The organism is Streptomyces sp. NPDC002671, from assembly GCF_053592475.1.
The window spans coordinates 428,264-452,130 of the sequence record NZ_JBSFVU010000001.1 but is presented as its reverse complement, the minus strand read 5'-3'; the positions used below and the strand labels follow the sequence as shown (position 1 = coordinate 452,130).

At 72.7% G+C, this 23,867-nt stretch carries 20 protein-coding genes and 1 pseudogene; 7 read left to right on the top strand and 14 right to left on the bottom strand.

From position 1 onward, the window contains the following. Nucleotides 1-400: 400 nt before the first annotated feature. Both ACWD35_RS01920 and ACWD35_RS01915 read right to left on the bottom strand, forming a co-directional pair. A pseudogene (locus ACWD35_RS01920) lies at nt 401-808 on the bottom strand (nucleotidyl transferase AbiEii/AbiGii toxin family protein); the annotation flags it as partial. A 5-nt stretch (nt 809-813) separates the two neighbouring features. Beyond that, complete coding sequence (locus ACWD35_RS01915; protein ID WP_451349321.1) at nt 814-1,134, bottom strand: hypothetical protein; 321 nt, start codon at nt 1,132-1,134, stop codon at nt 814-816. Between the two features lie 506 nt (nt 1,135-1,640). On the opposite strand from ACWD35_RS01915, the gene ACWD35_RS01910 reads away from it, so the two are divergent. After that, nucleotides 1,641-2,024, top strand: coding sequence for a VOC family protein (locus ACWD35_RS01910; protein WP_451349320.1), 384 nt, complete (start codon nt 1,641-1,643; stop codon nt 2,022-2,024). A gap of 181 nt (nt 2,025-2,205) precedes the next feature. Here the strand turns inward: ACWD35_RS01910 and ACWD35_RS01905 are convergent, their stop codons facing one another. From ACWD35_RS01905 to ACWD35_RS01895, 3 genes are all read right to left on the bottom strand, one after another. Next, nucleotides 2,206-6,078, bottom strand: coding sequence for a caspase, EACC1-associated type (locus ACWD35_RS01905; protein ID WP_451349155.1), 3,873 nt, complete (start codon nt 6,076-6,078; stop codon nt 2,206-2,208). After that, nucleotides 6,075-6,488 carry an effector-associated constant component EACC1 gene (locus tag ACWD35_RS01900; RefSeq protein ID WP_451349154.1) on the bottom strand — a complete coding sequence of 138 codons (414 nt, stop codon included), beginning with the start codon at nt 6,486-6,488 and terminating at the stop codon, nt 6,075-6,077. Before ACWD35_RS01900 ends, ACWD35_RS01905 begins: the two co-directional genes overlap by 4 nt. A 438-nt stretch (nt 6,489-6,926) precedes the next feature. After that, the gene (locus ACWD35_RS01895; RefSeq protein ID WP_451349153.1) at nt 6,927-7,784 is read right to left on the bottom strand and encodes a PaaX family transcriptional regulator; all 858 of its coding nucleotides are present in this window, start codon (nt 7,782-7,784) and stop codon (nt 6,927-6,929) included. Between the two features lie 155 nt (nt 7,785-7,939). On the opposite strand from ACWD35_RS01895, the gene ACWD35_RS01890 reads away from it, so the two are divergent. Genes ACWD35_RS01890 through ACWD35_RS01875 form a run of 4 tightly spaced genes read left to right on the top strand, consistent with a single transcriptional unit; the run spans nt 7,940 to nt 11,783 of the window. Continuing rightward, entirely contained in the window at nt 7,940-8,851 is a 912-nt protein-coding gene (locus tag ACWD35_RS01890) for an SDR family NAD(P)-dependent oxidoreductase (RefSeq protein WP_451349152.1), read from the top strand. Beyond that, nucleotides 8,848-9,735 (top strand): amidohydrolase family protein, encoded by an 888-nt coding sequence (locus ACWD35_RS01885; RefSeq protein ID WP_451349151.1) that lies wholly within the window; start codon nt 8,848-8,850, stop codon nt 9,733-9,735. The genes ACWD35_RS01890 and ACWD35_RS01885 overlap by 4 nt, the downstream gene beginning before the upstream one ends. Before the next feature lie 10 nt (nt 9,736-9,745). Beyond that, on the top strand, nt 9,746-11,290 hold the full coding sequence (locus ACWD35_RS01880) for an acyl-CoA synthetase (protein ID WP_451349150.1): 1,545 nt from the start codon (nt 9,746-9,748) through the stop codon (nt 11,288-11,290). Nucleotides 11,291-11,327: 37 nt separating this feature from the next. After that, nucleotides 11,328-11,783: a MaoC family dehydratase gene (locus tag ACWD35_RS01875; protein WP_451349149.1), complete on the top strand. Its 456-nt coding sequence runs from the start codon at nt 11,328-11,330 to the stop codon at nt 11,781-11,783. A 75-nt stretch (nt 11,784-11,858) separates the two neighbouring features. On the opposite strand, the gene ACWD35_RS01870 is transcribed toward ACWD35_RS01875, so the two are convergent. Genes ACWD35_RS01870 through ACWD35_RS01840 form a run of 7 tightly spaced genes read right to left on the bottom strand, consistent with a single transcriptional unit; the run spans nt 11,859 to nt 18,388 of the window. Then, nucleotides 11,859-13,037 carry a 4-hydroxybenzoate 3-monooxygenase gene (locus ACWD35_RS01870; protein WP_451349148.1) on the bottom strand — a complete coding sequence of 393 codons (1,179 nt, stop codon included), beginning with the start codon at nt 13,035-13,037 and terminating at the stop codon, nt 11,859-11,861. A 35-nt stretch (nt 13,038-13,072) separates the two neighbouring features. Further along, nucleotides 13,073-14,248 carry a bifunctional 3-oxoadipate enol-lactonase/4-carboxymuconolactone decarboxylase PcaDC gene (gene pcaDC, locus ACWD35_RS01865; RefSeq protein ID WP_451349147.1) on the bottom strand — a complete coding sequence of 392 codons (1,176 nt, stop codon included), beginning with the start codon at nt 14,246-14,248 and terminating at the stop codon, nt 13,073-13,075. Further along, nucleotides 14,245-15,642: a 3-carboxy-cis,cis-muconate cycloisomerase gene (pcaB, locus tag ACWD35_RS01860; RefSeq protein WP_451349146.1), complete on the bottom strand. Its 1,398-nt coding sequence runs from the start codon at nt 15,640-15,642 to the stop codon at nt 14,245-14,247. Before pcaB ends, pcaDC begins: the two co-directional genes overlap by 4 nt. Beyond that, nucleotides 15,629-16,246, bottom strand: coding sequence for a protocatechuate 3,4-dioxygenase subunit alpha (gene pcaG / locus ACWD35_RS01855; protein ID WP_451349145.1), 618 nt, complete (start codon nt 16,244-16,246; stop codon nt 15,629-15,631). The genes pcaB and pcaG overlap by 14 nt, the downstream gene beginning before the upstream one ends. Further along, nucleotides 16,243-16,995 carry a protocatechuate 3,4-dioxygenase subunit beta gene (gene pcaH / locus ACWD35_RS01850; protein WP_451349144.1) on the bottom strand — a complete coding sequence of 251 codons (753 nt, stop codon included), beginning with the start codon at nt 16,993-16,995 and terminating at the stop codon, nt 16,243-16,245. The genes pcaG and pcaH overlap by 4 nt, the downstream gene beginning before the upstream one ends. Then, nucleotides 16,992-17,633, bottom strand: a complete 642-nt coding sequence (locus ACWD35_RS01845) for a CoA transferase subunit B (RefSeq protein WP_451349143.1) — start codon at nt 17,631-17,633, stop codon at nt 16,992-16,994. Before ACWD35_RS01845 ends, pcaH begins: the two co-directional genes overlap by 4 nt. Further along, complete coding sequence (locus tag ACWD35_RS01840) at nt 17,630-18,388, bottom strand: CoA transferase subunit A (protein ID WP_451349142.1); 759 nt, start codon at nt 18,386-18,388, stop codon at nt 17,630-17,632. Before ACWD35_RS01840 ends, ACWD35_RS01845 begins: the two co-directional genes overlap by 4 nt. Before the next feature lie 160 nt (nt 18,389-18,548). Between ACWD35_RS01840 and ACWD35_RS01835 the strand changes: the two genes are divergently transcribed. Then, nucleotides 18,549-20,237 carry an IclR family transcriptional regulator domain-containing protein gene (locus ACWD35_RS01835; RefSeq protein ID WP_451349319.1) on the top strand — a complete coding sequence of 563 codons (1,689 nt, stop codon included), beginning with the start codon at nt 18,549-18,551 and terminating at the stop codon, nt 20,235-20,237. A gap of 29 nt (nt 20,238-20,266) precedes the next feature. Here the strand turns inward: ACWD35_RS01835 and ACWD35_RS01830 are convergent, their stop codons facing one another. Next, nucleotides 20,267-20,977, bottom strand: coding sequence for a TetR/AcrR family transcriptional regulator (locus ACWD35_RS01830; protein WP_451349141.1), 711 nt, complete (start codon nt 20,975-20,977; stop codon nt 20,267-20,269). 94 nt (nt 20,978-21,071) lie between these two features. Between ACWD35_RS01830 and ACWD35_RS01825 the strand changes: the two genes are divergently transcribed. After that, a complete protein-coding gene (locus tag ACWD35_RS01825) occupies nt 21,072-22,706 on the top strand; it encodes an amidohydrolase (protein WP_451349140.1) in 1,635 nt (544 codons plus the stop codon). On the opposite strand, the gene ACWD35_RS01820 is transcribed toward ACWD35_RS01825, so the two are convergent. Then, nucleotides 22,673-23,785, bottom strand: a complete 1,113-nt coding sequence (locus tag ACWD35_RS01820; RefSeq protein WP_451349139.1) for a LacI family DNA-binding transcriptional regulator — start codon at nt 23,783-23,785, stop codon at nt 22,673-22,675. The two genes, ACWD35_RS01825 and ACWD35_RS01820, sit on opposite strands and share 34 nt — an antisense overlap. Nucleotides 23,786-23,867 lie beyond the last annotated feature (82 nt).

Genomic DNA, 23,867 nt, shown 5'->3' with positions numbered 1-23,867 from the left:
CTGCCTTTACCTCGCGAGGGTGCTTTCCGTGCTTGACGTAATAGCGGTCGTCCGTCGTGACGACCGCGACGGGTGGCCCGCTGCTGCGCCTCGTTCTCTTGATCAATCCGCGCTTCTCGAGCGCCGCAGCCGTATGGATGGCTTTTGGCGGGAGCACCACGGCCTCAGAAGCAGCCGCGATCTCTCGCAGCATCGCGGCTTGCTTCTCGGACACGCGTACTTCACGGCCCAGGACTCCGCTCGGCTCAGTGCAGGGAGGAGCGTCACGATAGGCCGCGGGGCCAGGGTGCTGCCGGGGTTCGTAGCCCGTCTGGGTGGGGTCGGGCGTGATCAGTCGATGTCCGGATGGTCGGCCTCTTCGATGAGACGGGCCGCGAGGTCGTCGGCCCACTCCACGGCCGGCGTGGCGGCGGCCGAACTCCTCGAGTTCGGCATTGGACCAGCGGCTCACGTCCTCCTCCGCGAGGACGGGCCCGTACGGGCCCTGGGCGACCGGCCGCCAGAAGATCTCCTTGAGGATGTCGACTTCGCATTCCTGCCCGGTGGCCGGGTCGGTCACGGTGAAGCGGGCGGACAGCGGGGCGGTCTCCAGCGCGTGCACCTTCCAGCCGCGGGCTTCCAGGCCGGCGCGGAGCGTGGCGGCGATGTCGGCCATGGGCTCCGGGTTCTCGGTGGCGACGTCGAGATCCTGGCTGGGGCGGTTCACGAGGCGGTGTGCCCGCACGGCTTATCCACCGGTGAGAACCAGTGGATACGGGGAACCGAGCGCGATCACATCTGACAGGAGCCGCGTGTGCAGCTCCGGCATGTCCGTCACGCAGCTGCCCGGGTGCGGGAGGCGAGCTGGGGGAAGGCGTCCTCCCATACGGCGCGCACGGTGCGGCCGACGAGGGTGCGCAGCACCGGCCACAGCTGGAGGAGCAGGTCCTGGTTGAGGTAGCGGGGCAGGTCGTCGTGCAGGCCCTCGTGCAGGACGGTGCGGTACAGGCCCATGCGCTGCCGAGGCTTGCCCAGGTCGTACGAGGTCATCCCCGACCAGGCCATGTGCAGTGGCAGCTCCACGACACCCTGGGCCGGGCCGTGCAGCTCGTCCAGCGACTCCGGCAGACGGCGCCGGAACTTTTCCCGGTACAGCGCGAGGTCCTCGGCGACCGCGCCCGAGACGTCCCTCGGGGTGCGGGGTGCTGTGGGCTGGAGGGCATGAGTCCGTGGCGGCCGGAGAAGCGGTGAGGGTCATGATGTGCGAGCCTGCGTCCGGAGTGAGTGGGAGCGGGCTCGTGGAGGGGAGCTGGTCGTGGCAGCCTTTTCCGCCCAAAGAGGAGGGATGGGCTGTTGGCCGTGACGCTCGTTTGACGCTCTGGGCGCCCGCACGCGGGGCAGCGAGCCGAGAAACAGGTGCTGACCTGGTCTTTTCCGTGACTCGCTCAGGCCGACCCCTTTCCGATGACGCATCACGTGGAGTGCGTGGCGATCCTTGAACCGGTCGGGAAGGGCTCCTGATCTGCGGTTTTGCGTGCGCGCATTATGTGCGGTGTGGGCGTTACGGGCGATATCTTGACGCTGAAATGACGCTCGTTCTGATGGGGCGTCAGGTGATATCTGGGGTGCAGGCGGGGCGTCACTCGGACATGATCGCGTGCATGGCCTCAACGGTGACGAACATAGCGATCGACTGTGCGAACGCCTACCAACTGGCGCGGTTCTGGAGCGATGTGACCGGACACCCGCTGGATCCTGAGGACGAACCGGGTGACGACGAGACCGAGATCATGCTGCCCGGCGGCCCGGCTTTGCACTTCAACGAGGTTTCTGAGCCCAAGTCGGCCAAGAACTGGCTTCATCTATGCCTGCGCCCGGACACCTCGCGGGACGCAGAGGTTGAGCGGCTGCTGAAGCTGGGCGCCTCCCTGGTCGCTGATCGCCGCAAGCCCGACGGCTGGGGCTGGGTCGTTCTCGCCGACCCGGAGGGCAACGAGTTCTGCGTATTGCTGGCCGAATCCGAGCGGGCAGCATTGTCCTCGTGACCTCAGCCCTTGCTCAAGTCCAGCGTCAGCCCCGCGATAGAGTTCGTGGCTGATGTCCTGGACACTGCCAGTGGCGCCGCCCTCGCCGCCCTGGATGTGGTGAACGGAGCAGGCCAAGGTGACCGCCGCCACCGTGCTCGGTGGAAGGAGGCGTTTTCGGACCACCCCGCTCGAGCACCTTTCAGGAGAGAAACGGTTCCACCATCGCGTTCCCGGCCATGATCCGCCAGGCCGGCACACGGACTGTCCGCGTCACTGCACCCGGTTTCGCCCCGGAGCCGCCGGACGGCAGCCCCGTCAGCAGGTCACCGCGCGCGTGCATCAGCCGCAGATGACGGGCCGGATGAATGTCGTGGTCCGGGCCGGTGTCGATGAGCACCGCGATGTTTCCCTCGTCCGTCGTGAACAGCAGGTCCACGCTGTGCCCGCCGACCACAGCCGCACGTTCGAGATCGGTGAATCCGTGCTCGCCGAGGTACTCCTGGAGCCGGTCCGCGAGCTCTTCGCGGAAGCCGCTCGGCGGTTCCGCCTCCGAAACCGAGTGGGGGACCACGGAGGACCCGGCGCCCAGGACCTCCGATCGTTCCGCGAGCAGCGCCGGGAGCCCCGCCTGGCCTTGCCAGAAGGCGTGGCTGCCCACCGTGATCAACTGCGACTTCGCCCGTGTGACCGCGACGTTCCATAGGTTGACCTGGCTCGCCACCCAGTGCGTCGTGCGCGGCGGGGTGTTGCCGGTGGCGACCGGACTCAGAACCATGACGTCACGCTGCCCGCCCTGGAAGGCGTGCACGGTGCCGACTCGTACTCGATCGTCATCCGCCCATACCCGCGCCAGTGACTCCTTCTGGGCCTTGAAGGGTGTCACCACCCCGACCGACGCGTCCTCGGGCAGCCGGGCGAGCAGCTCGTCCACCGTCTCCCGTACCAGCTGGGCCTCCGCTGGGTTGCGCCAGGACTGACCGCCACCGCCCCGCGCCGACTCGCCGTGTGGCACGTTCACCCACCCCAGCACCGGAGCCGGGTCGGCCGCCCTCACGGGGTCGAGCGCCGGGACCTGGGTCCGGACGTCGGTGAGCACCTGCAACTGCCCCGCATAGCAATAGCCGTTGACGACATCCGCGATCTGCGGATGGCACCGGTAGTGCTCGTCGAGCAGCAGAGCCGCCTCGCCGTGCTGGGCAGCCGCGTGGTACGACGCGTACACGTGGTACGTGAGGCGGTGGTCTTCCAACTGTGCCGCGCTCAGTCCGGCCCGTACCCGTGCCTGACGCTCCTGCTCGGCAGTGATTCCCGGGATGTGTCCGAGCTGCATGGGATCGCCGATGATCAGCGCTCGCTTGGCCCGGAAGAGCAGAGGCAGCACCGAAGGGATCGAGCACTGGCTCGCCTCGTCGATCACCACGAGGTCGAAGAGTTTTGGGGTGAGTTCGAGCTGCCGCACCGAGTGCGTGCTGATGGCCCAGCCCTTCAGGTGTGCCATCAAGTTCCGCTGGCTCTTCTGGAAACCGGACCGCCGGCGCAGCGCCTGGAGCCGCTGGCTCATCAGCGAACGCCCGCGGGCCATGGCCTCAGCGGCCATGGCCACGGCCAATTCACCAGAGGCCTCCGACAGACTCGCACTGCTCTCCAGCCGCGCCCGCTTCAGCGCGTCCTCGTCCCGACCGAGGTATTGCGGCACGAGGTCCCGGAGCTGCCCTTCCGCTACCGTGGCCTCCGCCAAGGCGAGCAGGAGTTCGGGCGGTACGGGCCGCTCCGTGGCCCAAGACGGCCAGGCGTTCGCCTTCGATTCCCCGGACGAGGCAACGAAAGCGGACAGTGCCCGCCCTCTGCGCCACCTGCCGAAAGCGAGCCAGCCGGCGGCGGCTGCCTTCCGTGCCCGCTCCTCCCAACGGGCGAGCGCGGCCTCGCTCCCGGCCCACGCCCCTTCGAGTACCTTCACGGGCAGCCCGAGCTCCTCCGCCCGACGAGCCCGGTCCCGCAGCAGCTCAAGGAGTTGTGCCTCCTCACCCACCAGCCGGGCGGCCTCCGCCCGGTGTGCGGCGGCTCGGGCATGGCGGTTGCGCAGGTCACCAGCCACAGTTGCCGCGCCGCGGGCCGGGGCCTCGACGGGCCGGGCGAGCAGCGACTCCAGTTTCGCGGCCTCGCGCTCCAGGGCTTCGGCGTTCCCGGTTCGCATGAGCAGCCCGGGTGAGATCGCGTCACAGCGCTCGGCCACCACGTTCACGGCCTCGTTGTTCGTGGATGCGACGAGCACGGACTGCCCGGCGGCGACCGCCGTGGTGACCACCGCCGTCACGACCTCGCTCTTCCCGGTCCCTGGAGGCCCGGTCGAGACGGTCAGCGGACGTGTCATCGCCGAGACGACCACCTGCTCCTGGCTCTCGTTGCACGGCCCCGGCGTCACCACGACCGGCGACGCGGTACGAGGGGCATCGCCATCGTCGCTCCCGCCCGTGAGGAGCGCGTCCAGTGCCGTGCCGGGGATCTGCCCGGTCCGGGCGGAGATCTGGAGCAGGTTGTCCACCAGGGCTTCGGTCGCGAGGCGCTCCACGCCCGTGGGCGCGAGGAGAACGGCGGCGTTGTGCGCACCGGGCCGCAGCGAGTCCATGACGGAGCGGTCGCTGAGCGCGGAGAGATCGAGGGGCTCCAGCTCGGGAATACCGAGCTCCGTCAGGAGTTCCCGTACGGCCTTGACCATCTGGGCACCATTGCCCTCCTGCCAGGTCGGTTGCCAGCGCGCGATGAGTTCCGCGGCGTCGTCGTCGGCGAGTAACTCCGTGACCACACCGGTGTGGAGCGACGGCACTCCGCTCGGACGAAGCAGGTCCCGGCCGTTCTCGTCGGGCGCGAGTTCCATCGGCTGGATCAGCAGAGGCGCGATCCGCACCGCGGCCCGCCGCCGGCCGTCGCCGCCGCGTTCGGGGAGCGTGACCGCAGGGAATCCGTACCAATACTCCTGCGTTCCGGCCCCCTCTGCCTGAGCGCTCCAGTTCTTCGGCCTGGGCAGCTGTGCGGGGGCGCGAATTCCGGAGCCGAGACCGGACTGGATCGTCTCCGAGCCCTGGCCCAGCAGGAAGTACGCGGAGCCCCGGCCGCCGTCCCGGTCGGGCAACATGCCCGATGCCGCCTGCGCACCGAGGCAGTGCGCGTAGTAGCGCAGGAGCCGCTGCCAGTCGATGCCGTCTCGGGCGTCCTGGTCGGCGAGCTGTCGTGCCTTCAGCAGGGCGCGGGAGATCGGCGCCGCCCCGGCGGAGCTTTCGCCGGACGGTGAGGGAAGGTTCACGGACCGGGCCACCGAGAGCGCCAAGGGCAGGGAGTGCGTCGCGCGGATGGTGGACTTGGTCGGGCGCTGCTCCTCGGGTACGCCTTTTCGTACCATCTGCGTAGTCAGGTACTCGAACAGGTCGTCCGGAGTGATCCAGCCGCTGTCCTTGATCCGACCGCTGCGCAGCCCCTCCACGATCTCACCGGTGAACCGCGAGGTGCCGAGCGAGGAGCCTTCGGGGGCCATCGCCGAGGCGGCCTGGAGGGCGTCGGAGGCGGTGATGAAGTAGACGCCGGTCGGCCGCAGCAGGGTGCTGGGCGAGGGGCGGTCGCCGGTGTCCGCCGAACCCTTGGCCGTCCATCCCTGGACGACCGATCCACTGGAGCAGCAGTCCAGCAGCACGACTTTCGAGGGGGCCCGGCAGGACTGGAGCATCCGCTCCAGGAACTCCGCGGGGACGGCCGTACCGGGCAGATCGTGCGGGTCGGCGTCCCGCGTGAGGAAGTACAACTGCCCGTCGGATTCGCAGAACTCCCCGTGGCCGCTGAAGTAGAGCAAGGCCGTCTCGCTGGGCTGCCGGGCCTCCAGGAACTCCTCGATGGCGTGCAACATTTCTGCGCGGGTCGGGTCGGGGACCATGGCGCAGTCGTTGAACATGCCGATCTCGGTGCTTTCCAACACTGCCTGCATGTAATGCAGGTCGGCTTGGACGGCAGGGAGATCGCGGTAGCTGTCGCTGTCGTACGTGGATACGCCGATCAGCATGGCGTACCGGTCGTTCTCGCTCACTCCGCGCCCGGTCCGTCCTCGTCAGCGTGCACCTCGCCACTGTTGCCGCCGCCGAGGAAGCGCTCGATCAGCTGGTCGTCGGCGCGGGCCTCCCTGCCGGAGACACGGAGCGTCGTGCCGTCGGGCCGGGTGACGATGACGGTCCGCTGCGGCACGCGGGCCAACCAGATCTGGATGCCGGCGGCGACGAGGGAGCCGCCGCTGAACACCAGGCCGATCAGGTCCGTGACCGGCCCGCCCTTGTCGGTGTCGGCAGCGGTGTGCTGACGCGGGATGTCGAGCGCGGCCCGTGGATCGGCGTCGGTGAGCGTTGCGAGGAGTTCGCGGGCTTCCCGCCGGGCCCGTAGCGGATCCTCGTCCACGAGGCTGATGCGATATCCGGCGGCTGCTTGGGTGTGGGTGGTACTCACGTGAGCTGTCCCCCTTGGATCCATCGTGTGATGCCCACGGACCGACGACGGTATCGCCCGCCGCTGACAGCGGGTCCCCCGTATCCGAAACCTGCTGGTCAATGGCGTGAAACGCACTGGTCTGCCCACTGGGACGTACCTGTCACGCGGACGAGTGGCGATGCGATCCTGAGGGTCACCGTGCGCCCCCGCGCGGTGAGTTCGCCTGCCGCGACGGGTCTGCCGGGACGGCGAGCAGTGCGGACAGGTCGTCGTGCGTGCTGCTTCGGGAGGCGTGCAGCCGGTAGCGGCCGGGTGCGGTGGTCCAGGTGCCGTGGGTCTGCTCCCAGATCTGGAAGGTTTGTGCCGCCAGGGCATCTCGACCGGGGCACCGGCGCTAGCCCCGGGGCGGACCCGGGCGTCGCTCCCGCCCCCGCCGTTGCGTTCGGCAGTCTCGGGCTACGCCGTCGGCTCCCAGCGGTCGAGGATCTCCGCGGCGGTCTGCAGCGCCCCGGGCTCGTACCGGGCCGCCAGGTCGCGGAACAGCGCCTCGGCGCGCGCGGCGGGCCATTTTGCGGGCAGGTGCTCGGCCGGGAGGTGCGGGTCGCGGCGCACCAGGTCGAGCCAGTCGGTGTGCAGCAGGAGCTGGCGTCCCAGGTCGTCGCGCGCCTCGGCGGGGCCGGCGTCGCGGTCCCAGCGGGCCAGGAAGGACCGGTAGCCCTCGGCGATGGCGTCGACATCGAAGGCGGCACGCAGCAGGGGGCCGGCCTCGGTGGGTGCGGCGGCCTCGCCGTGGAAGGCCCTGATACGGCCCCCGAGCCCGAGGTCCGCCGCGATCGGCGCGACGTCGACGCGCCCGGGCGCGACCCACAGGCCGCTCTGCAGTGGCCCGAAGCCGGCCCAGACGAGGCGGGAGCGCAGGGCGTGGCGTTCGCTGCGCCAGGACTCGGGCAGGGAGAAGCCCACCAGGGTCCAGGTGCCGTCCCACGCACGGTTCACCGCGCCGGTGCGGTGGATCCGCTCCTTGCCGTCGGCGAGCACCTCGGCCGCGCGGGGCGTGAGCGAGAAGTACATCCGGCGGCCGCGCCGGTGCCGATCGAGCAGCCCGCGGCCGACCATGCGGGTGAGGGTCGAGCGGACGGCGTCCTCGCCGATGCCGACCCGGGCGAAGGCGTCGATCACGCTCGCCGAGGACAGGGCGGTGCCGGTGCCGAGGACGTGGATGCCGAAGAAGCTCAGCATCAGGGACTGGGGGCGGGGCGGGGGACCGGGCTCGGCGGCGGAACCGGTCCGGGAGGCCGGGGCGGGGTGCGTCACGGGGACAGGGTAGGGCGGCCGCGGGGGACGCGACTTAATATTCGGCAATTCATTGACGGTCGACATGAGAGTGCCTAACTTGTTCGCTCGACGGTGCGCGTCCGGCCGCGATTCCCCGCGCCCCGCACCGTGTTCACGGGAAAGGACCCCCGTTCATGGCTCATGTGGATCTCTCCGGCAAGGTCGCCGTCGTCACCGGCAGCGGACGCGGCCTCGGCCTCGCCTACGCCCGCTCCCTCGCCGCCGCCGGTGCGGCGGTGGTGGTCAACGACGTCGACGACGAGGCGGCCGGCGCGGCGGTGCGGCGCATCGTCGAGGACGGCGGCCGGGCCGTCGCCGAGGTGGTGCCGGTCGGCTCCGCCGAGGCCGCCGAGGCGCTCGTCGCCCGCGCCGTGGACAGCTACGGCCGCATCGACGCGATGGTCACCAACGCCGGGGTGCTGCGCGACCGGGTGCTCTGGAAGATGACGGACGACGACTTCGACACGGTCGTCGAGGTGCACCTGCGCGCCACATTCACCTGCGTGCGCGCCGCCGTCGAGCGGATGCGCGCCCAGGGCGAGGGCGGCCGGATCGTGGTGGCCGGCTCCCCCGCCGGGCAGCGCGGCAACTTCGGCCAGACCAACTACGCGGCTGCCAAGGCCGGAATCGCCGCCATGGTGCGCACCTGGGCCATGGAGCTGGCCAAGGCCGGGATCACCGCGAACGCCGTGATCCCGGTCGCCGCGACCGCGATGACCAGGACGATCCCCGTCTTCGCCCCGCACGTCGAGGCGCTGGAGAAGGAGGGAACGGCCTTCCCCGACACCCTGCGCAAGGGCGAGGGCTTCGGCACGCCTGAGGACGTCGCCGGCCTGGTGACGTTCCTCGCCTCGGACGCCTCCGCCGGGGTCACCGGCCAGTGCATCGGCATCGGCGGCGACAAGCTCGCCCTGTGGTCGCACCCGCGGGAGGTGTCGGTGGCGTACGCCGACGGCGGCTGGAGCGCCGAGGCGATCGCCGCCGCCTGGCCGGTGACGGTCGGTCGGACCCCGGAGACCTTCGGCATCCCGGCGCCGCAGCTGTGAGCGGCCGTACCCTCCCGCACCCGGACGAGCTCGTCGCCATCGACGTGCACACCCACGCGGAGGTGTCCGCGAAGGGCGGTGCCTCGCTCTCCGCCGAGCTGGACCGGGCCGCCGGCGCGTACTTCAAGGCGGAGCACCGCCACCCGACCCTGCCGGAGATCGCCGCGTACTACCGCGAACGCCGGATGGCCTGCGTGGTGTTCACGGTGGACGCGGAGTCGGCCACCGGCACACCGCCGGTGCCGAACGAGGAGATCGCCGAGGCGGCCGTCGAGAACCCCGACGTCATCATCCCGTTCGCCGGGGTCGACCCGTACAAGGGAAGAGCGGCGGTTCGTCAGATCAGGCGCCTCGTCGAGGAGTTCGGGGTCAAGGGCTTCAAGTTCCACCCGAACATCCAGGCCTTCCATCCCAACGACCGTATGGCGTACCCGCTGTACGAGGCGATCGAGGAGGCCGGCGCGATCGCGGTCTTCCACACCGGGCAGACCGGCATCGGCGCGGGCGTGCCCGGCGGCGGGGGCATCCGGCTGAAGTACTCCGACCCCATGGACGTGGACGACGTCGCCGCGGACTTCCCCGGCATGCGGATCATCCTCGCCCACCCCTCCTTTCCCTGGCAGGACGAGGCGCTCGCGGTGGCCACGCACAAGCCGCAGGTGTACATCGACCTGTCCGGCTGGTCGCCCAAGTACTTCCCGCCACAGCTGGTCCGGTATGCAGGCGGCCTGCTGAAGGACAAGGTGCTGTTCGGCTCCGATTATCCGCTGCTCTCGCCGGACCGCTGGCTGGCCGACTTCGCCGAGCTCCCGATCAAGGACGAGGTCCGTCCGAAGATCCTCAAGGAGAACGCGGCCAGGCTGCTCGGCCTCACCACGAGCTGAGGGAGGATCCATGCGTAACCAGGGCATCGGCTCCTGGCCCGCCCGCCGGAACCGCAGGACGCCTCGGCGCACCGCCCTGCTGCACGAGGGCCGCGCCGTCGGCTACGCCGAACTGCACGACCGCTGCACCCGGTTGGCCCACGCCCTGCGCACCGCGGGCGTCGGCCGCGGGGACCGGGTCGCCTTCCTCGGGCCGAACCATCCCGCGTACCTGGAGACCCTGTTCGCGGCCGGACTGCTCGGCGCGGTCTTCGTGCCGCTCAACACCCGCCTCGCCGCACCGGAGTTGATGCACCAGCTCACCGACTCGGGCAGCCGCGTACTGGTGCACGCCCGGCAGAGCGCCGACCGGCTGTCCGATCTGGCCGACGCCGTCGGCCTCGACGCCCTCCTCGCCGTGGAAGGCGGGCCGGGGACGTCGTACGAGGAGCTGCTCGCCGACGCGGCGACGGTGCCGCTCGACGAGGAGGTGGGGCACGACGACGTCTGCCTCATCATGTACACCTCGGGCACCACGGGCCGTTCCAAGGGTGCCGTGCTCACCCACGGCAACATCGTCTGGAACAGCCTCAACGTACTGGTGGACGCCGACCTCGCGAGCGACGAGGTCGCCCTGGTCGCCGCGCCGCTGTTCCACACCGCCGCGCTCAACATGAGCTGCCTGCCCACCCTGCTCAAGGGCGGCACGGTCCTCCTGGAGTCCTCCTTCGATCCGTCCCGCACGTTGGAGCTGGTCGAAAGGCACCGCGTCACCGGCATGTTCGGCGTGCCGACGATGTACGACGCGATGGCCGCCGCGCCCGGCTGGGCGGACGCCGACCTGACCAGTCTGCGCACCCTGCTGTGCGGCGGCGCCCCGGTGCCGGCCCGCACCGCCCGCGCCTATCTGGACCGGGGCCTGGCCTTCGTCCAGGGGTACGGGATGACGGAGACCGCGCCCGGGGCGCTGGTCCTCGACCGGAACGACTCGCTGAGCCACGCCGGTTCGGCGGGCGTGCCGCACTTCTTCACCGACGTGCGGGTGCTGCTGCCCTCGGGCGAGGAGGCCGCGCCCGGCGAGGAGGGCGAGATCGTGGTGGCGGGGCCGAACGTCACCCCTGGCTACTGGAACCTGCCGGAAGCGACCGCCGCGGCCTTCCGCGACGGGAGGTGTTTCCGGTCCGGCGACGTGGCCACCGTCGACGCCGACGGCTACGTACGGCTTGTCGACCGCCTGAAGGACGTGATCATCTCCGGCGGGGAGAACATCTACCCGGCCGAGGTCGAGGACGCGCTGCTCGCGCACCCGGACGTGGCCGAGGCCGCCGTGATCGGTGTGCCCGATCCCAAGTGGGGCGAGGTCGGCCGGGCCGTCGTGGTGCCGCGCGCCGGGGCCGCGCCCACCGCCGAGGAGCTGATCGCCCACCTGGAGGACCGGCTCGCCCGCTACAAGATCCCGCGGAGCGTCGTCCTCGCTCCCGAACTGCCCCGCAACGCCGCCGGAAAGCTGATCAAGCAACTGATCCGGGCGCGCTACGGCGCCGATTCCCGACCCGGTTCCCCCGCGCATTTGTGACCCCGTTTCCCTGCGAAGCCTTTCAAGGAGTACCCCCATGCCTCTCACCGTCCACGGCATCGACGAGATCCGCGGCCAGGCCGGGGCCGACCTCGGCCACAGCTCTTGGGTCGAGATCGCCCAGCCGCGCGTCGACACCTTTGCCGACGCCACCGGCGACCACCAGTGGATCCACGTCGACCCGGAGCGTGCTGCCGCCGGTCCGTTCGGCGGCACGATCGCGCACGGCTACCTCACGCTCTCCCTGCTCATCCCGATGTGGACCGAGCTGCTCCAGGTGGAGGGAGTGTCGATGGCCGTCAACTACGGCCTGAACAAGGTGCGTTTGCCCTCTCCTGTCCGGGTGGGCGCGAAGATCCGCACGCACGGCCGTGTGGTGTCCGTCGAGGACGTCAGGGGTGGTGTGGAGGTCGTCGTCGACCTGACCGTGGAGATCGACGGCGTCGACAAGCCGGCCTGCGTCGCCCAGGCGGTGTACCGCTTCTACGCCTGACACCTCGCGGGAACGGTGGAAGGGGGCGGCTGCGCGAAGCAGCCGCCCCCTTCTCAGCGCGTGGCGGACGAAGCGTCAACTCGTCCTGAAGCCCACGTAGTTCTCGGCGAGCGAGGTCGAAGCCGCCTCGGATTCGGCCAGGTAGCGCAGATGCGAGAGCCGCAGCGCACGGTCGAAGCCGGAGTCGTCCGGGTCGGCGTGGAGCAGCGTGGTCATCGTGTACGAGAAGTGTTCGGCCCGCCAGACGCGGCGCAGCGCGGCCTCCGAGTAGCCGTCGAGCAGCGCCTCGTCCTTGTCCACATGGTGGCGGGTGAGGGCCCGGGCGAGCAGGGTGACGTCGGCGACGGCGAGGTTGAGGCCCTTCGCGCCGGTCGGCGGGACGATATGAGCGGCGTCGCCGGCGAGGAAGAGCCGTCCGTGGCGCATGGGTTCGGCGACGAAGCTGCGCATCGGGGTGATGCTCTTCTCGGTGATCGGGCCCCGCCGCAGGGTCCAGTCGGCGTCGACGGCGAGGCGGGTCTCCAGCTCGTCCCAGATCCGCTCGTCGGGCCAGTCGTCGGTGCTGTCGTCCGGGGCGACCTGGAGATAGAGCCGGCTGACGTGCGGGGAACGCATGCTGTGCAGGGCGAAGCCGCGCTCGTGGTGGGCGTAGACGAGTTCGTCGCACGAGGGCGGGACGTCGGCGAGGATGCCGAGCCAGGAGAAGGGGTAACTGCGTTCGGTCACGGTGAGCAGGCCTTCGGGCAGTGACCGGCGGCCGATGCCGTGGAAGCCGTCGCAGGCGACGACGTACGTGCACTCCAGGGTGCGCTCGGCGCCCTCATGGCGGTAGCGGATGGTGGGCCCGTCGGACTCGACCCCGTCCACGGACAGAGCCTCGGCCTCGAAGAGCACGGTGCCGCCGTCGCGCAGGCGCAGTTCGATCAGGTCTTTCACCACCTCGGTCTGCGCGTAGACCATGACCGACCGGCCGCCGGTGAGGGAGGGGAAGTCGATGCGGTGCGAGCGCCGGTCGAAGCGGAGCTCGATGCCGTGGTGCTCCAGGCCCTGCCGGTCCATGCGCGCGCCGGCACCGGAGGAGCGCAGGACATCGACGGTGTCCTGTTCGAGAATGCCGGCGCGCTGGCGGCGCTCGACGTAGCCGCGGTCGCGCAGTTCGAGAACCACGCTGTCGATGCCCTGCCGGTGCAGCAGGTGGGAGAGAAGGAGTCCGGCGGGTCCGGCTCCGATGATGCCGACGGTGGTGCGGGGCATGGGACCTCCGTGAGAGTGGCGGGACGGTCTGAGGGTCAGGGGGCGGCCGGTGCGTCGTCCTCCAGGACCCGCTGGGCGGTGGCGAAGGCGGCGTTGGCCGCGGGGACCCCGCAGTAGACGGCGGAGTGCAGCAGGACTTCCTTGATGTCCTCGGGAGTGAGCCCGCCCCGCAGCGCCGCGCGGACGTGCATCGCCAGCTCCTCCTGGTGGCCGTGGGCGACCAGGGCGGTCAGGGTGATGCAGCTGCGGGTGCGGCGGTCGAGACCGGGCCGGGTCCAGATCTCGCCCCAGGCGCAGCGGGTGATGTAGTCCTGGAAGTCGGCGGTGAAGGCGTTCGTGCGGGCGACCGCCCGCTCCACGTGGGCGTCGCCGAGGACCGCGCGGCGGACCGCCATGCCCTCGGCGTGCCGGCTGCCGTCGTCGGTGGGGTCGTCGAAGTGGCCGAGCAGCGCCGTGGCGACGGCCCGGGGGTGTTCGGCGGGCGCGAGATGCGCGGCGCCTGCGAGTTCGAGCAGGTGGGCGTCGCGGATGCCGTCGGCCAGCTCACGGGCGTGTGCGGGCGGGGTGGCCGGGTCGTCGCGCCCGGCCAGGACGAGCGTCGGGGCGGTGATCCGGGACAGCTCGGCGCACAGGTCGTACGTGGCGAGGGCGTCGCAGCAGGCCGCGTATCCGGCCGGGTCGGCGGCGCGCAGGTCGGCGAGCAGCCGGTGCGCGGTCTGGGTGTCGGCGAAGCCCGGGGTGAACCAGCGGCCGGCCGTGGTGTCGGTGAGCGGCCCGGTGCCGTACGCCCGGACGGACGCGGCGCGTTCGCGCCAGCCGGCCGGCTCACCGAACCGGGCCGAGGAGCAGACCAGGGCGAGCCCGGTGAGACGCTCGGGGTGGTGCACGGCGAGGTGCGCGCCGACGGCCCCGCCGAGCGAGATCCCCGCGTACCCGAAGCGTTCGACGCCGAGTCGGTCGGCGAGGCCGAGCACGAGCGCGGCGAGGCCGGCGACGGTGGTCGCGCCCGGCGCGGGGGTGCGCAGGACGGCGGTCGGGGTGCCGCCGTGCCCGGGCAGGTCCCAGCGGATCACCCGGTGCCGGCGGGCGAGCGCGGGGGTCTGCGCGTCCCAGACGGCGAGCGAAGTCCCCAGGGAGGGCCCGAGGATCAGGACGGGGGCGCCGGCGGGTCCGTCGACGCGGTGGTGGAGCAGGGGAGTCGCGGGGGTCATGGGGGTCCTTCCGTCACGGCGGCGGTATGTGGGGCCGTGAGGGCGCGGTCGACCAGGAGGTGTGCGCAGCCGGTGGCGGCGGCTGGGTCGGTGAGGGCGCGCAGCCGTGTCTCGTCGCAGCGCCCTTTCGCCTCCGGGTCCGCGAGCAGGACGTCGACCAGGTCCAGGCCCTCGGCGACGGCCCGGCGGGCGGCGCGGTCGAGCAGGGCTCGGGCGGGTGCGCGGCCGAGGAGGGCGGCGAGCTCGGCCGCCAGCAGCTCGCTCGCGGGCAGCCCCCTCGCCCGGCGCAGGTTGTCGCGCATCCGGTCGGGGTGCACGCGCAGGCCCTCGGCGAGCGCCGCCGTGTGGTGGGCGGCGCCCCCGCCGAGCCGGAGCAGTTCGCGCAGGGTCTGCCATTCGGCGTGCCAGGCCCCGGCCGGGCGTTCGTCCTCGGCGGTGAGCGCGCCGAGGAGGACCGCGGCGAGCGCGGGGGCCTGCCGGGCCGCCGCGGCGATCAGCGTCGCGCGGACGGGGTTCTGCTTGTGCGGCATCGCGGACGAGCCGCCGCCCTCGCCCTCGTCGAGCTCGCCGGTCTCGGTGCGGCCGAGCAGCAGCACGTCGGCGGCCGGTTTGCCGAGCGCGGCTGCGGCGAAGGCGAGCGCCGTGCCGAGGTCGGCGACCGGCGTGCGCAGGGCGTGCCAGGGCAGCACCGGAGCGGCCAGGCCCAGCTCGGCCGCGTACGCCTCGGCCAGGTCCGGGCCGCTGCCCGGCACTCCGGCCAACTGTTCGAAGGCCGCCAATGTCCCGGCCGCGCCCCCGAGTTGGGCCGGGAGGCGGACGGCGCCGAGGCGGTCGGCGGCGTCCAGGACGAGGGCGCGCCAGCCGGCCGCCTTGAGCCCGAACGTGGTGGGGACGGCGTGCCGGCCGAGGGTGCGGCCCACCATGGGGGTGGCGCGGTGGTCGGCGGCGAGCCGGCCGAACGCCGTCGCGGCGCGCCGCAGCGGGGCGGCGATCAGCGGCAGAGCGCGGGCCGCGACGAGCATCGCGGCGCTGTCCAGGATGTCCTGGCTGGTCGCACCCCGGTGCACGTAGGGCGCAGCGGACTCCGGTACGGCGGCGGTCAGTTCGGCGACGAGAGGGATGACGGGGTTGCCGCCGTCCCGAGCCCGCAGGGCGAGCGCGCGCGGGTCGTACCGGTCGGCGCGGACCGCTGCCGCACAGATGGCCGCGGCGGCCTCCGCGGGCGCCTGTCCGAGCCGGGCCTGGGCCCGGACGAGGGCGGCCTCGGCGTCGAGCATGGCCTGGAGGAAGGCGCGGTCGCCTGTCGCCGCCTCGACGTCCGTGCCCGCGCGGACCGGGGACAACAGCCCCACGTCGTACGGGTCTTCGGGGGCGGGGTGCTCAGCGGAAGTCAAGGAACACCGTCTCCTCGGGGCCCTGGAGCCGGATGTCGAACCGCAGGGTGCGCGGCCCCTCCTCGGTCGCGAGCAGGGTGCCGCGCCGGTCCGGCGCCAGCGAGGCGAGCAGCGGGTCCGCGTCGGCGGCCGGGCCGGGCAGGTAGATCCGGGTGAACAGGTGGTGCAGCAGTCCGCGCGCGAACACGCAGACGGAGAGGTACGGGACGCCGTCGGGCGGCAGCGTGCGCATCGCCCACCGGCCGTCGGCGTCCGTGGCGACCCGGCCGAAGCCGGTGAAGGTCACCCCGTCCCGGCCGGCGTGGCCACCGGTGACCGGGTCCCGGCGCATCGACCCGGGCGCGCCCTGCCTGTCGCCGTCCGGGCCGGGCTGCCAGAACTCCAGGAGCGCGTCGGGGACGGGGGCGCCGCCGCCGTCGAGCACGCGGCCGTGCACGGTGAGGGCGTCGGGGTGTCCGGCCGGGGCGAGGTCGCCGCCGCCGGGGAAGGGCAGGGCGTACCCGTAGAAGGGGCCGACGGTCTGCGCGGGGGTGGGCGGTACGGCGTCGGCCGGTCTCCGCAAGGCCGGTGAGGTTCGCGGTGCCGGAGCCGGGGTCTCGGTCATCGGCCTTCCTCGATCCAGGTCGCGGCGGGCCCGTCGAGGACGATGTCCCAGCGGTAGCCGAGCGACCGTTCGGGTGTGGACAGGTCGTGGTCGTAGGCGGCGACGAGCCGGGCGCGGGCGGCGTCGTCGGTGACGGACTGCAGGATCGGGTCGTGGGGGAGGAGCGGGTCGCCCGGGAAGTACATCTGGGTGACGAGCCGCTGGGTGAACGCGCTCCCGTAGAGGGAGAAGTGGATGTGCGCGGGCCGCCAGGCGTTGGTGTGGTTGCGCCACGGGTAGGCACCGGGCCGGATCGTGGTGAAGCGGTAGCCGCCATGATCGTCCGTCAGGCAGCGGCCCGCGCCGGTGAAATGCGGGTCCAGCGGGGCCGGGTGCTGGTCGAGCTGATGCGCGTACCGGCCCGAAGCGCCTGCCTGCCAGATCTCGACGAGCTGGCCGCGCACCGGGCGGCCGGCCCGGTCGAGGACCCGGCCGCTGACGGTGATCCGCTCGCCGAGGGGTTCGCCGGCGTGTCGTCGGGTGAGGTCGGCGTCCAGCGCGGTGACGTCGGTGACACCGAAGACCGGGCCGGAGAGCTCGACGGCGTCGGGGTCGCGCACGGCCACCAGGGGCTGGTGCGGATGGCGCAACGCGCTGCTGCGGTAGGGCGGGTAGTCGCGTGCGGGGTGATGGCGCACGTCGCCGTCGCGGAGGTACGCCTCGCGGTGCGCGGCCATCTCCCGCGCGATGTCCTGCTGGGCCGGGATCATGCCGTCGCCTCCGTCTTCACGGGCGCCGCCGTCCGGCGCGCCACCTCATCGGTTGTGACGCCGGGGGCCGTCTCGACGAGGCGGAGGCCGTCGGCGGTGACGTCCAGGACGCCGAGGTCGGTGATGATCCGGGCGACGCAGGCCCGGCCGGTGAGCGGCAGGCCGCACTCCTCGACGATCTTGGGGGTGCCGTCCTTGGCGGTGTGCTCCATGAGGACGACGACCCGGCGGACCCCGTGCACGAGGTCCATCGCGCCGCCCATCCCCTTGACCATGCGGCCGGGGATCATCCAGTTGGCCAGGTCGCCGCGGGCGGAGACCTGCATCGCGCCGAGGATCGCGGTGTCGATGTGGCCGCCGCGGATCATGCCGAAGGAGAGCGCGGAGTCGAAGAAGGCCGCGCCGGGCAGGACGGTGACCGTCTCCTTGCCCGCGTTGACGAGGTCGGGGTCGACCTCGTCCTCGTACGGGTACGGGCCGACGCCGAGCAGCCCGTTCTCCGAGTGGAGGACGACGTCGACGCCGTCGGGGAGGAAGTTCGGCACCCTGGTGGGCAGTCCGATCCCGAGGTTCACGTACGAGCCGTCCGTCAGCTCGCGGGCGGCGCGGGCCGCCATCTCGTCCCTGGTCCAGCTCATCGGCTGCGCACCGTCCTTCGTTCGACGCCCTTGGCGGCGGCCTGTTCCGGGGTGAGCGCGAGAACCCGCTGGACGAACACGCTCGGCAGATGGACCTGGTCGGGGTCCAGCTCGCCGGGCTCGACCAGCTCCTCCACCTCGGCGATCGTCACGCGGCCGGCCATCGCGGCGAGCGGGTTGAAGTTGCGGGCGGCGCGGGCGAAGACGAGGTTGCCGTGGCGGTCTCCGCGGGCGGCGCGGACCAGCGCGAAGTCGGTGGTGATGCCGCGTTCGAGAACGTACGCGCGGCCGTCGTACTCGCGGACCTCCTTCGGCGGGGAGGCGACGACGACGGCACCCTCGGGCGCGTACCGCCAGGGCAGCCCGCCGTCGGCGGCCTGGGTGCCGACCCCGGCGGGGGTGAAGAAGGCGGGGATGCCGCAGCCGCCGGCGCGCAGCCGCTCGGCCAGGGTGCCCTGGGGGGTGAGCTCCAGCTCCAGTTCGCCGCCGAGGTAGCGGCGGGCGAACTCCAAGTTGTCGCCGATGTAGGAGCCGGTGACGCGGCTGATGCGGCCGGCGGCGAGCAGCATGCCGAGCCCTGCGCCGTCGGCACCGCAGTTGTTGGAGACCACCGAGAGGCGCTCGGAGCCGCGGGCGTGCAGGGCGCCGATCAGTACGTCCGGCACGCCGCACAGCCCGAAGCCCCCGACGGCGAGCGACGCGCCGTCGCCGATGTCCGCCACCGCTTCGGCAGCGGACGCGACCACTTTGTCCATGGAGCAACCCATTTCGTCGAGGTACTGTCCTGTGGGGTGTTCGCCTGGTGAACTATTGTTCATTCTTGACGCGGGGCGCAGTGTCCATCCGCGCTTCGGGTCGTGTCAACGCCGCGGGTACGGTTTCCCGCGTACCGAACGAGCAGTGAGAGGCCAGACCATGTCGCAGTCCGCCGAGGCCCCGGGGACGCCCGACGAACTGGTCGGGCCGCTGGAGCGGGGACTCGCCGTGCTCCGCGCAGTGGCCGCCGGACCCGAAGCCCGGCACCGCCCGGGGGACCTGGCCCGTACGACCGGTCTGGCCCGCTCGACGGTCGACCGGGTCGCCACCACGCTCGTCGCCCTCGGCATCCTGCGTGCCGAGGGCCGCGACCTGCTGCTCGCCCCGCAGGCCGCCGAACTCGGCAACGCCTACCTGGCAGCCTCCGGCCTCCCCGACGCCCTCGGCCCGCACGCGCTCGCCCTCGCCGACGCACTGGACGAGTCGGTGTCGGTCGCGGTCCCGGACGGCGACGGGGCGCGCTTCGTCGCCCAGGCCGCCCGCCGCCGCGCCATGGCGATCTCCTTCCGGGTCGGCGACCTGCTGCCGGCCGAACGCTGCGCGCCCGGCGCGCTGTTCGCCGCCGACTGGGACGAGAAGCGGTGGGCTGCGTGGCGGGCACGGCGCGAACGGGACCCGGCGGACGCCGGCTTCCCCCCGGTCCCGCCGCGGCCGACGGGCACCCGGTCACCGGTCACCGAGGAGGTCGAGGCGGCCTTCCGCGTACGGATGCGTCAGGCCCGCGCGGACGGCTTCGCCGTGGACGACCAGCTCATCGAGCCGGGCCTCGTCGCCGTCGCCGTGCCCGTACGGGACCCGGCGGGCGCGCTGGTGTGCGCGGTCAGCGTGGTCAGTCACAGCAGCCGGCACTGCGCGAAGTCGCTCGCCGAGCGGGCGTTGCCACCGCTGCGCCGGGCGGTCGCCGCCATGGAGGCGGCCCTGGCCACGGCGGCGACCGTGGCCGCCGCCGCGCCACCGGTCCAGGGGCCGGCGCAGTCCGGCAGCGGCGAGTTCAAGGAGGAGCTGGGCTCGGGCTTCCTGCAGTCGCTCGCCAGGGGCCTGGATGTGCTGCGCGCCTTCGGCGCCGTGCGCGGACCGGTGCGGCTCGCCGAGCTGGCCCGGCTGACCGGGCTCCCTCGCGCGACCGTCCGCCGCTCGCTGATCACCCTGCGGCACCTGGGGTATGTGCACGAGAACGCGGCCGGCTTCCAGGTCCTGCCCCGGGTCCTGGAACTCGGCCACGCCCGTCTCTGCGGCCTGGACCTGGACGCGATCGCGACCCCGCACCTCGCCGCGCTGGTGCGACGGGTCCACGAGTCCGCCTCCGTGGCCGTCCTCGACGGCGACGACATCCGCTACGTCGCCAGGGTCGCGAGCGCCCGCATCATGCACATCGACATCGACGTCGGCACCCGCCTCCCCGCGTATGCGACCTCGATGGGCCGTGTCCTGCTGGCGGCCCTGCCCGAGCCGGACCTGGCGGCACAACTCGCCCGGATCACCCCCGAGGCGCTGACCCCGCACACGGTGACCAGCAGGGAGGGGCTGCGCGAGGTCGTCGTGGCGACCGCGGAGCGCGGCTACGCGTGCGTGGAGCAGGAGCTGGAGGAGGGGCTGCGCTCACTGGCGGCCCCGGTCGTGGACGGCACGGGCCGGGTGGTCGCCGCGGTGAACGTGGCCCTGCACGCCGGCCGGGCCACCCCGGAGGAGAGCCTGGCCGTGCTGCTGCCGCACCTGCGGGAGACGGCCGCGCGGATCGGCGCCGACGTGGCGGCGGTGAGCCGCTTCTCGCCCGTGGCCACCGGCTGAGTCCGCCGGCCGCCCCGGGTGACGGCCGGTCAGCCGCCGTCCGCCGCCGGGCGGAGCGCCGCGACCGCGTCGAGCATCAGCTCCAGGGCGTACGGGTAACCGCTGTTGCGCATGTCGGCGGCGAGCAGCGGCAAGGTCGCGGCGATGTTCGGGTGGGTGTCGGCCGGCAGCCGGCCATAGACCTCCTGCCAGACCTCCGCGTCCGCGTGCCGCGCCGCCTTCGGCAGCGCGAGCGCGGCGGCGTCCTGGGCGGCGAAGGCGAGCGCCTGGTCGACGAAGGCGTGGTAGATCCGCACCGCGAGCGGGTCCGGGAAGCCGCCGGAACGCAGGACGCCGAGGATCGTCTCGACCGCCCCCGTCTCGTTCGGCCGCCCGGTCGTGCGATGCGCCGCGAGCAGCGCGGCCTGCGGGTTCGACTGGTACACGGCGTGGATCCGCAGCCCGATCGCGCGCAGGTCGGCGCGCCAGTCGCCGGTGCTCGTCCAGCCGTCCTGGGCGCGGCCGATCAGCTCGTCCGCGAGGGCGAGCAGCAGGTCGTCGGTGTTGCGGAAGTAGCGGTAGAGCGCGCTGGGATCGGCGCCCAGCGCGGCGCCCAGCCGCCGTACCGACATGGCCTCCGCTCCGTGCTGTGCGACGAGGCGCAACGCGGTCTCGACGATCAGCTCCTCCGAGAGGACGGCGCCCTGCTTGGTGGGGCGGCGGCGCTGCCGCCTGCCTTCGGGAACCACCCGCTCGGCCATGCCGGGACCTTACGTCAACACCATTGACGTGTAAACGGCCGTCCCGCTTCCATGACGCCCACCAAGTCCGCCGTCTCATGCATGGGAGCCACCTATGGCCACAGCCGATCTGGTCTTCACCCGCGGTCCCGTCTTCACGGTCGCTCCGGCCCGCACCCGGGCGACCTCGCTCGCTGTCGTCGGCGACCGGATCGCGGCTGTCGGCCACGACGAGGTGCTGGACCTCGTGGGGCCCGGCACCGAGGTCGTCGACCTGACGGGGAAGCTGCTGCTCCCAGGGTTCCAGGACGCCCACGTCCACGCCGTCGCCGGCGGCCGGGAGCTGGCCGAGTGCGACCTGACCGGCACGGTCGGCGTCACGGAGTACCTGGACCGGATCCGCGGCTACGCGGACGCTCACCCGGACCATGCCTGGATCACCGGCGGCGGCTGGTCGATGGAGAGCTTCGACGGCGGCCTGCCCACCCGGCAGCTGATCGACACCGTCGTGCCGGACCGCCCGGTGCTGCTCTCGAACCGGGACCACCACGGCGCGTGGGCCAACACCCGGGCGCTCGAACTGGCCGGGATCACCGCCGACACCCCTGATCCGGCCGACGGCCGGATCGAGCGGGAGGCGGACGGCTCCCCCAGCGGCATGCTCCAGGAGGGCGCGATCGGGCTGGTCGCCCGGCTGGTGCCGGCCGCCACGCCTGAGGACCGGCTGGCCGGTCTGCTGCGGGCCCAGAAGCTGCTCCACTCGCTCGGCATCACAGCCTGGCAGGACGCGCTGCTGGGCTCCTTCGGCGGCATGCCCGACCCGTCGGACGCCTACCTGACCGCCGCCCGCGACGGTTCGCTCACCGCCCGGGTCACCGGTGCGCTGTGGTGGGACCGGGAGCGGGGCTCCGAGCAGATCGACGAACTGGTGGCGAAGCGCGCGGAGTTGCGGCACGGCCGGTTCCGCGCCGGCTCGGTGAAGATCATGCAGGACGGCATCGCGGAGAACTTCACCGCCGCGCTGTCCTCCCCGTATCTGGACGGCTGCGGTTGCGCCACCACCAATACCGGCATCAGCTTCGTCGACCCCGAGGCGCTGTGCGGGTACGTGACCGAGCTGGACGCCCTCGACTTCCAGGTGCACTTCCATGCGCTGGGCGACCGTGCCGTGCGCGAGGCCCTGGATGCCGTCGAGGCCGCGGTGGCCGCGAACGGCCGGCGTGGCAACCGCCACCACCTGGCACATCTCCAGGTCGTCCGCCCGGACGACATCGCGCGGTTCGCCGGGCTCGGGGCGATCGCCAACATCCAGCCGTTGTGGGCCGCCCACGAACCGCAGATGGACGAGCTCACCATCCCCTTCCTCGGGCCCGAACGGGCCGCCTGGCAGTACCCGTTCGGCGATCTGCTGCGCGCCGGGGCGACCCTGGCGGCGGGCAGCGACTGGCCGGTCAGCAGCCCCGCGCCGCTGGAGGGCATCCACGTCGCGGTGAACCGCCGCGCCCCGGAGGCCGGGGACGACCGGGTCTTTTTCCCCGAGCAGCGCATCGACCTGCCCGGCGCGCTGGCCGCGTACACGGCCGGCTCCGCTCATGTGAACGGTCTCGACGACACCGGCAGCCTGGCCCCCGGCCACCTCGCCGACCTCGTCGTCCTCGACCGCGACATCCTCACCGCGCCGCCGGAGGAGATCGCCGAGGCCAAGGTCGAACGGACCTACGTCGGCGGCCGGCTCGTCCACGCGGTCTGACCGTGCGTCTGACCGTGCCGGACCGAAGAGGCCCGAACGTCGAGGGTGGTCGGCACGAGCGTCCCGCACGGCTCCTGGCGGCCGTGCTCCAGGACGGCGACGAGGAGTTCGAGCCCGGCCTGCGCGACCTCGTGGGGCCGCAGGCTCACCGTCGTCACCGGAGGCTCGGTGTACAGGGCGGTCGCGTCCTCGCTCACGCAGACGAGGAGCAGGTCGTCGGGGACCCGGTAGCCGTGCCGGCGGGCCGCGTCCAGGACGAGCGGCGGGCTCGCCTCGGCCACGACGAACAGCGCGTCCGGCCGCTCGTCCCCGCGGGCCGGGTCCCCCGCCAGGGCGGTCTCGACGGCGCGGATGACCGGGCCGTTGCCGGGCGCCTCGGCGCGCACGACCCGTTCGGGCACGCCGTGCTCGGCGCACCACACGTGGTAGGCGGCGAACACGGCCGCGTGGAACCGGGTGGTGCTGTCGGGCGCGACGAGCGCGGGTCGCCGGGCGCCCTGCTCGCGCAGGTGGTCCATGCTCGCGCGGACGGCCGCGCCGGCGTCCACGTCGACCCAGTGCGCGCCGGGCCGCCCCTCCACGGAGCGGTCGCTGAACACCGGGATCCGGGCGGCCAGCAGGTCCTCGACGATCGGGTCCTCGGCGACGGGGTCGGCGACGACCACCGCGTCGAGCGGCAGTTCGGCCCACTCGCTGTGCAGGGAGCCGGCGGGGAGCAGCACCACGGCGTAGCCGCGCTCCAGCGCGGTCGCGGCGGTGGCGCCGGTCAGCCGGGCGAAGTAGGGCGACTCCAGGAACGTCCACGGCGCGTCGGCGAGCTCCCCCACCACGTAACCGATCAACCTGGCCCGCCCCGAGCGCAGTTGACGCGCGGTGGGATGGGGCCTATAGCCCATTCTGCGCGCGGTCTCGCGGGCCCTCTCCCGCACTTCCGCGGAGAGCCGTCCGGTGCCGTTGAGCGCCGCCGAGACGGTCGTCTTGGACAGGCCCGCCTCGCGGGCCACGTCGACGAGCCGGACGCGCGGGGTGGGCCGTGAGGGCTGCGCTGACTGTCCGGCCTGCCGTGAAACATCGGTCATGGGTCGATGCTGCCACCCTCGTGACCTCTGGAAAACCGTTCCCGCAGGGCCTTGTGCGGGAACGTTCCCGCATCAATACTCG

Coding starts and splice junctions, on each gene's coding strand:
- ACWD35_RS01910 (WP_451349320.1), top strand. CDS start 1,641: ATGGCCTCAACGGTGACGAACATAGCGATCGACTGTGCGAACGCCTAC.
- ACWD35_RS01890 (WP_451349152.1), top strand. CDS start 7,940: ATGGCTCATGTGGATCTCTCCGGCAAGGTCGCCGTCGTCACCGGCAGC.
- ACWD35_RS01880 (WP_451349150.1), top strand. CDS start 9,746: ATGCGTAACCAGGGCATCGGCTCCTGGCCCGCCCGCCGGAACCGCAGG.
- ACWD35_RS01875 (WP_451349149.1), top strand. CDS start 11,328: ATGCCTCTCACCGTCCACGGCATCGACGAGATCCGCGGCCAGGCCGGG.
- ACWD35_RS01870 (WP_451349148.1), bottom strand. CDS start 13,037: ATGCCCCGCACCACCGTCGGCATCATCGGAGCCGGACCCGCCGGACTC.
- pcaDC (WP_451349147.1), bottom strand. CDS start 14,248: ATGACCCCCGCGACTCCCCTGCTCCACCACCGCGTCGACGGACCCGCC.
- pcaG (WP_451349145.1), bottom strand. CDS start 16,246: ATGACCGAGACCCCGGCTCCGGCACCGCGAACCTCACCGGCCTTGCGG.
- pcaH (WP_451349144.1), bottom strand. CDS start 16,995: ATGATCCCGGCCCAGCAGGACATCGCGCGGGAGATGGCCGCGCACCGC.
- ACWD35_RS01845 (WP_451349143.1), bottom strand. CDS start 17,633: ATGAGCTGGACCAGGGACGAGATGGCGGCCCGCGCCGCCCGCGAGCTG.
- ACWD35_RS01840 (WP_451349142.1), bottom strand. CDS start 18,388: ATGGACAAAGTGGTCGCGTCCGCTGCCGAAGCGGTGGCGGACATCGGC.
- ACWD35_RS01835 (WP_451349319.1), top strand. CDS start 18,549: ATGTCGCAGTCCGCCGAGGCCCCGGGGACGCCCGACGAACTGGTCGGG.
- ACWD35_RS01830 (WP_451349141.1), bottom strand. CDS start 20,977: ATGGCCGAGCGGGTGGTTCCCGAAGGCAGGCGGCAGCGCCGCCGCCCC.
- ACWD35_RS01825 (WP_451349140.1), top strand. CDS start 21,072: ATGGCCACAGCCGATCTGGTCTTCACCCGCGGTCCCGTCTTCACGGTC.
- ACWD35_RS01820 (WP_451349139.1), bottom strand. CDS start 23,785: ATGACCGATGTTTCACGGCAGGCCGGACAGTCAGCGCAGCCCTCACGG.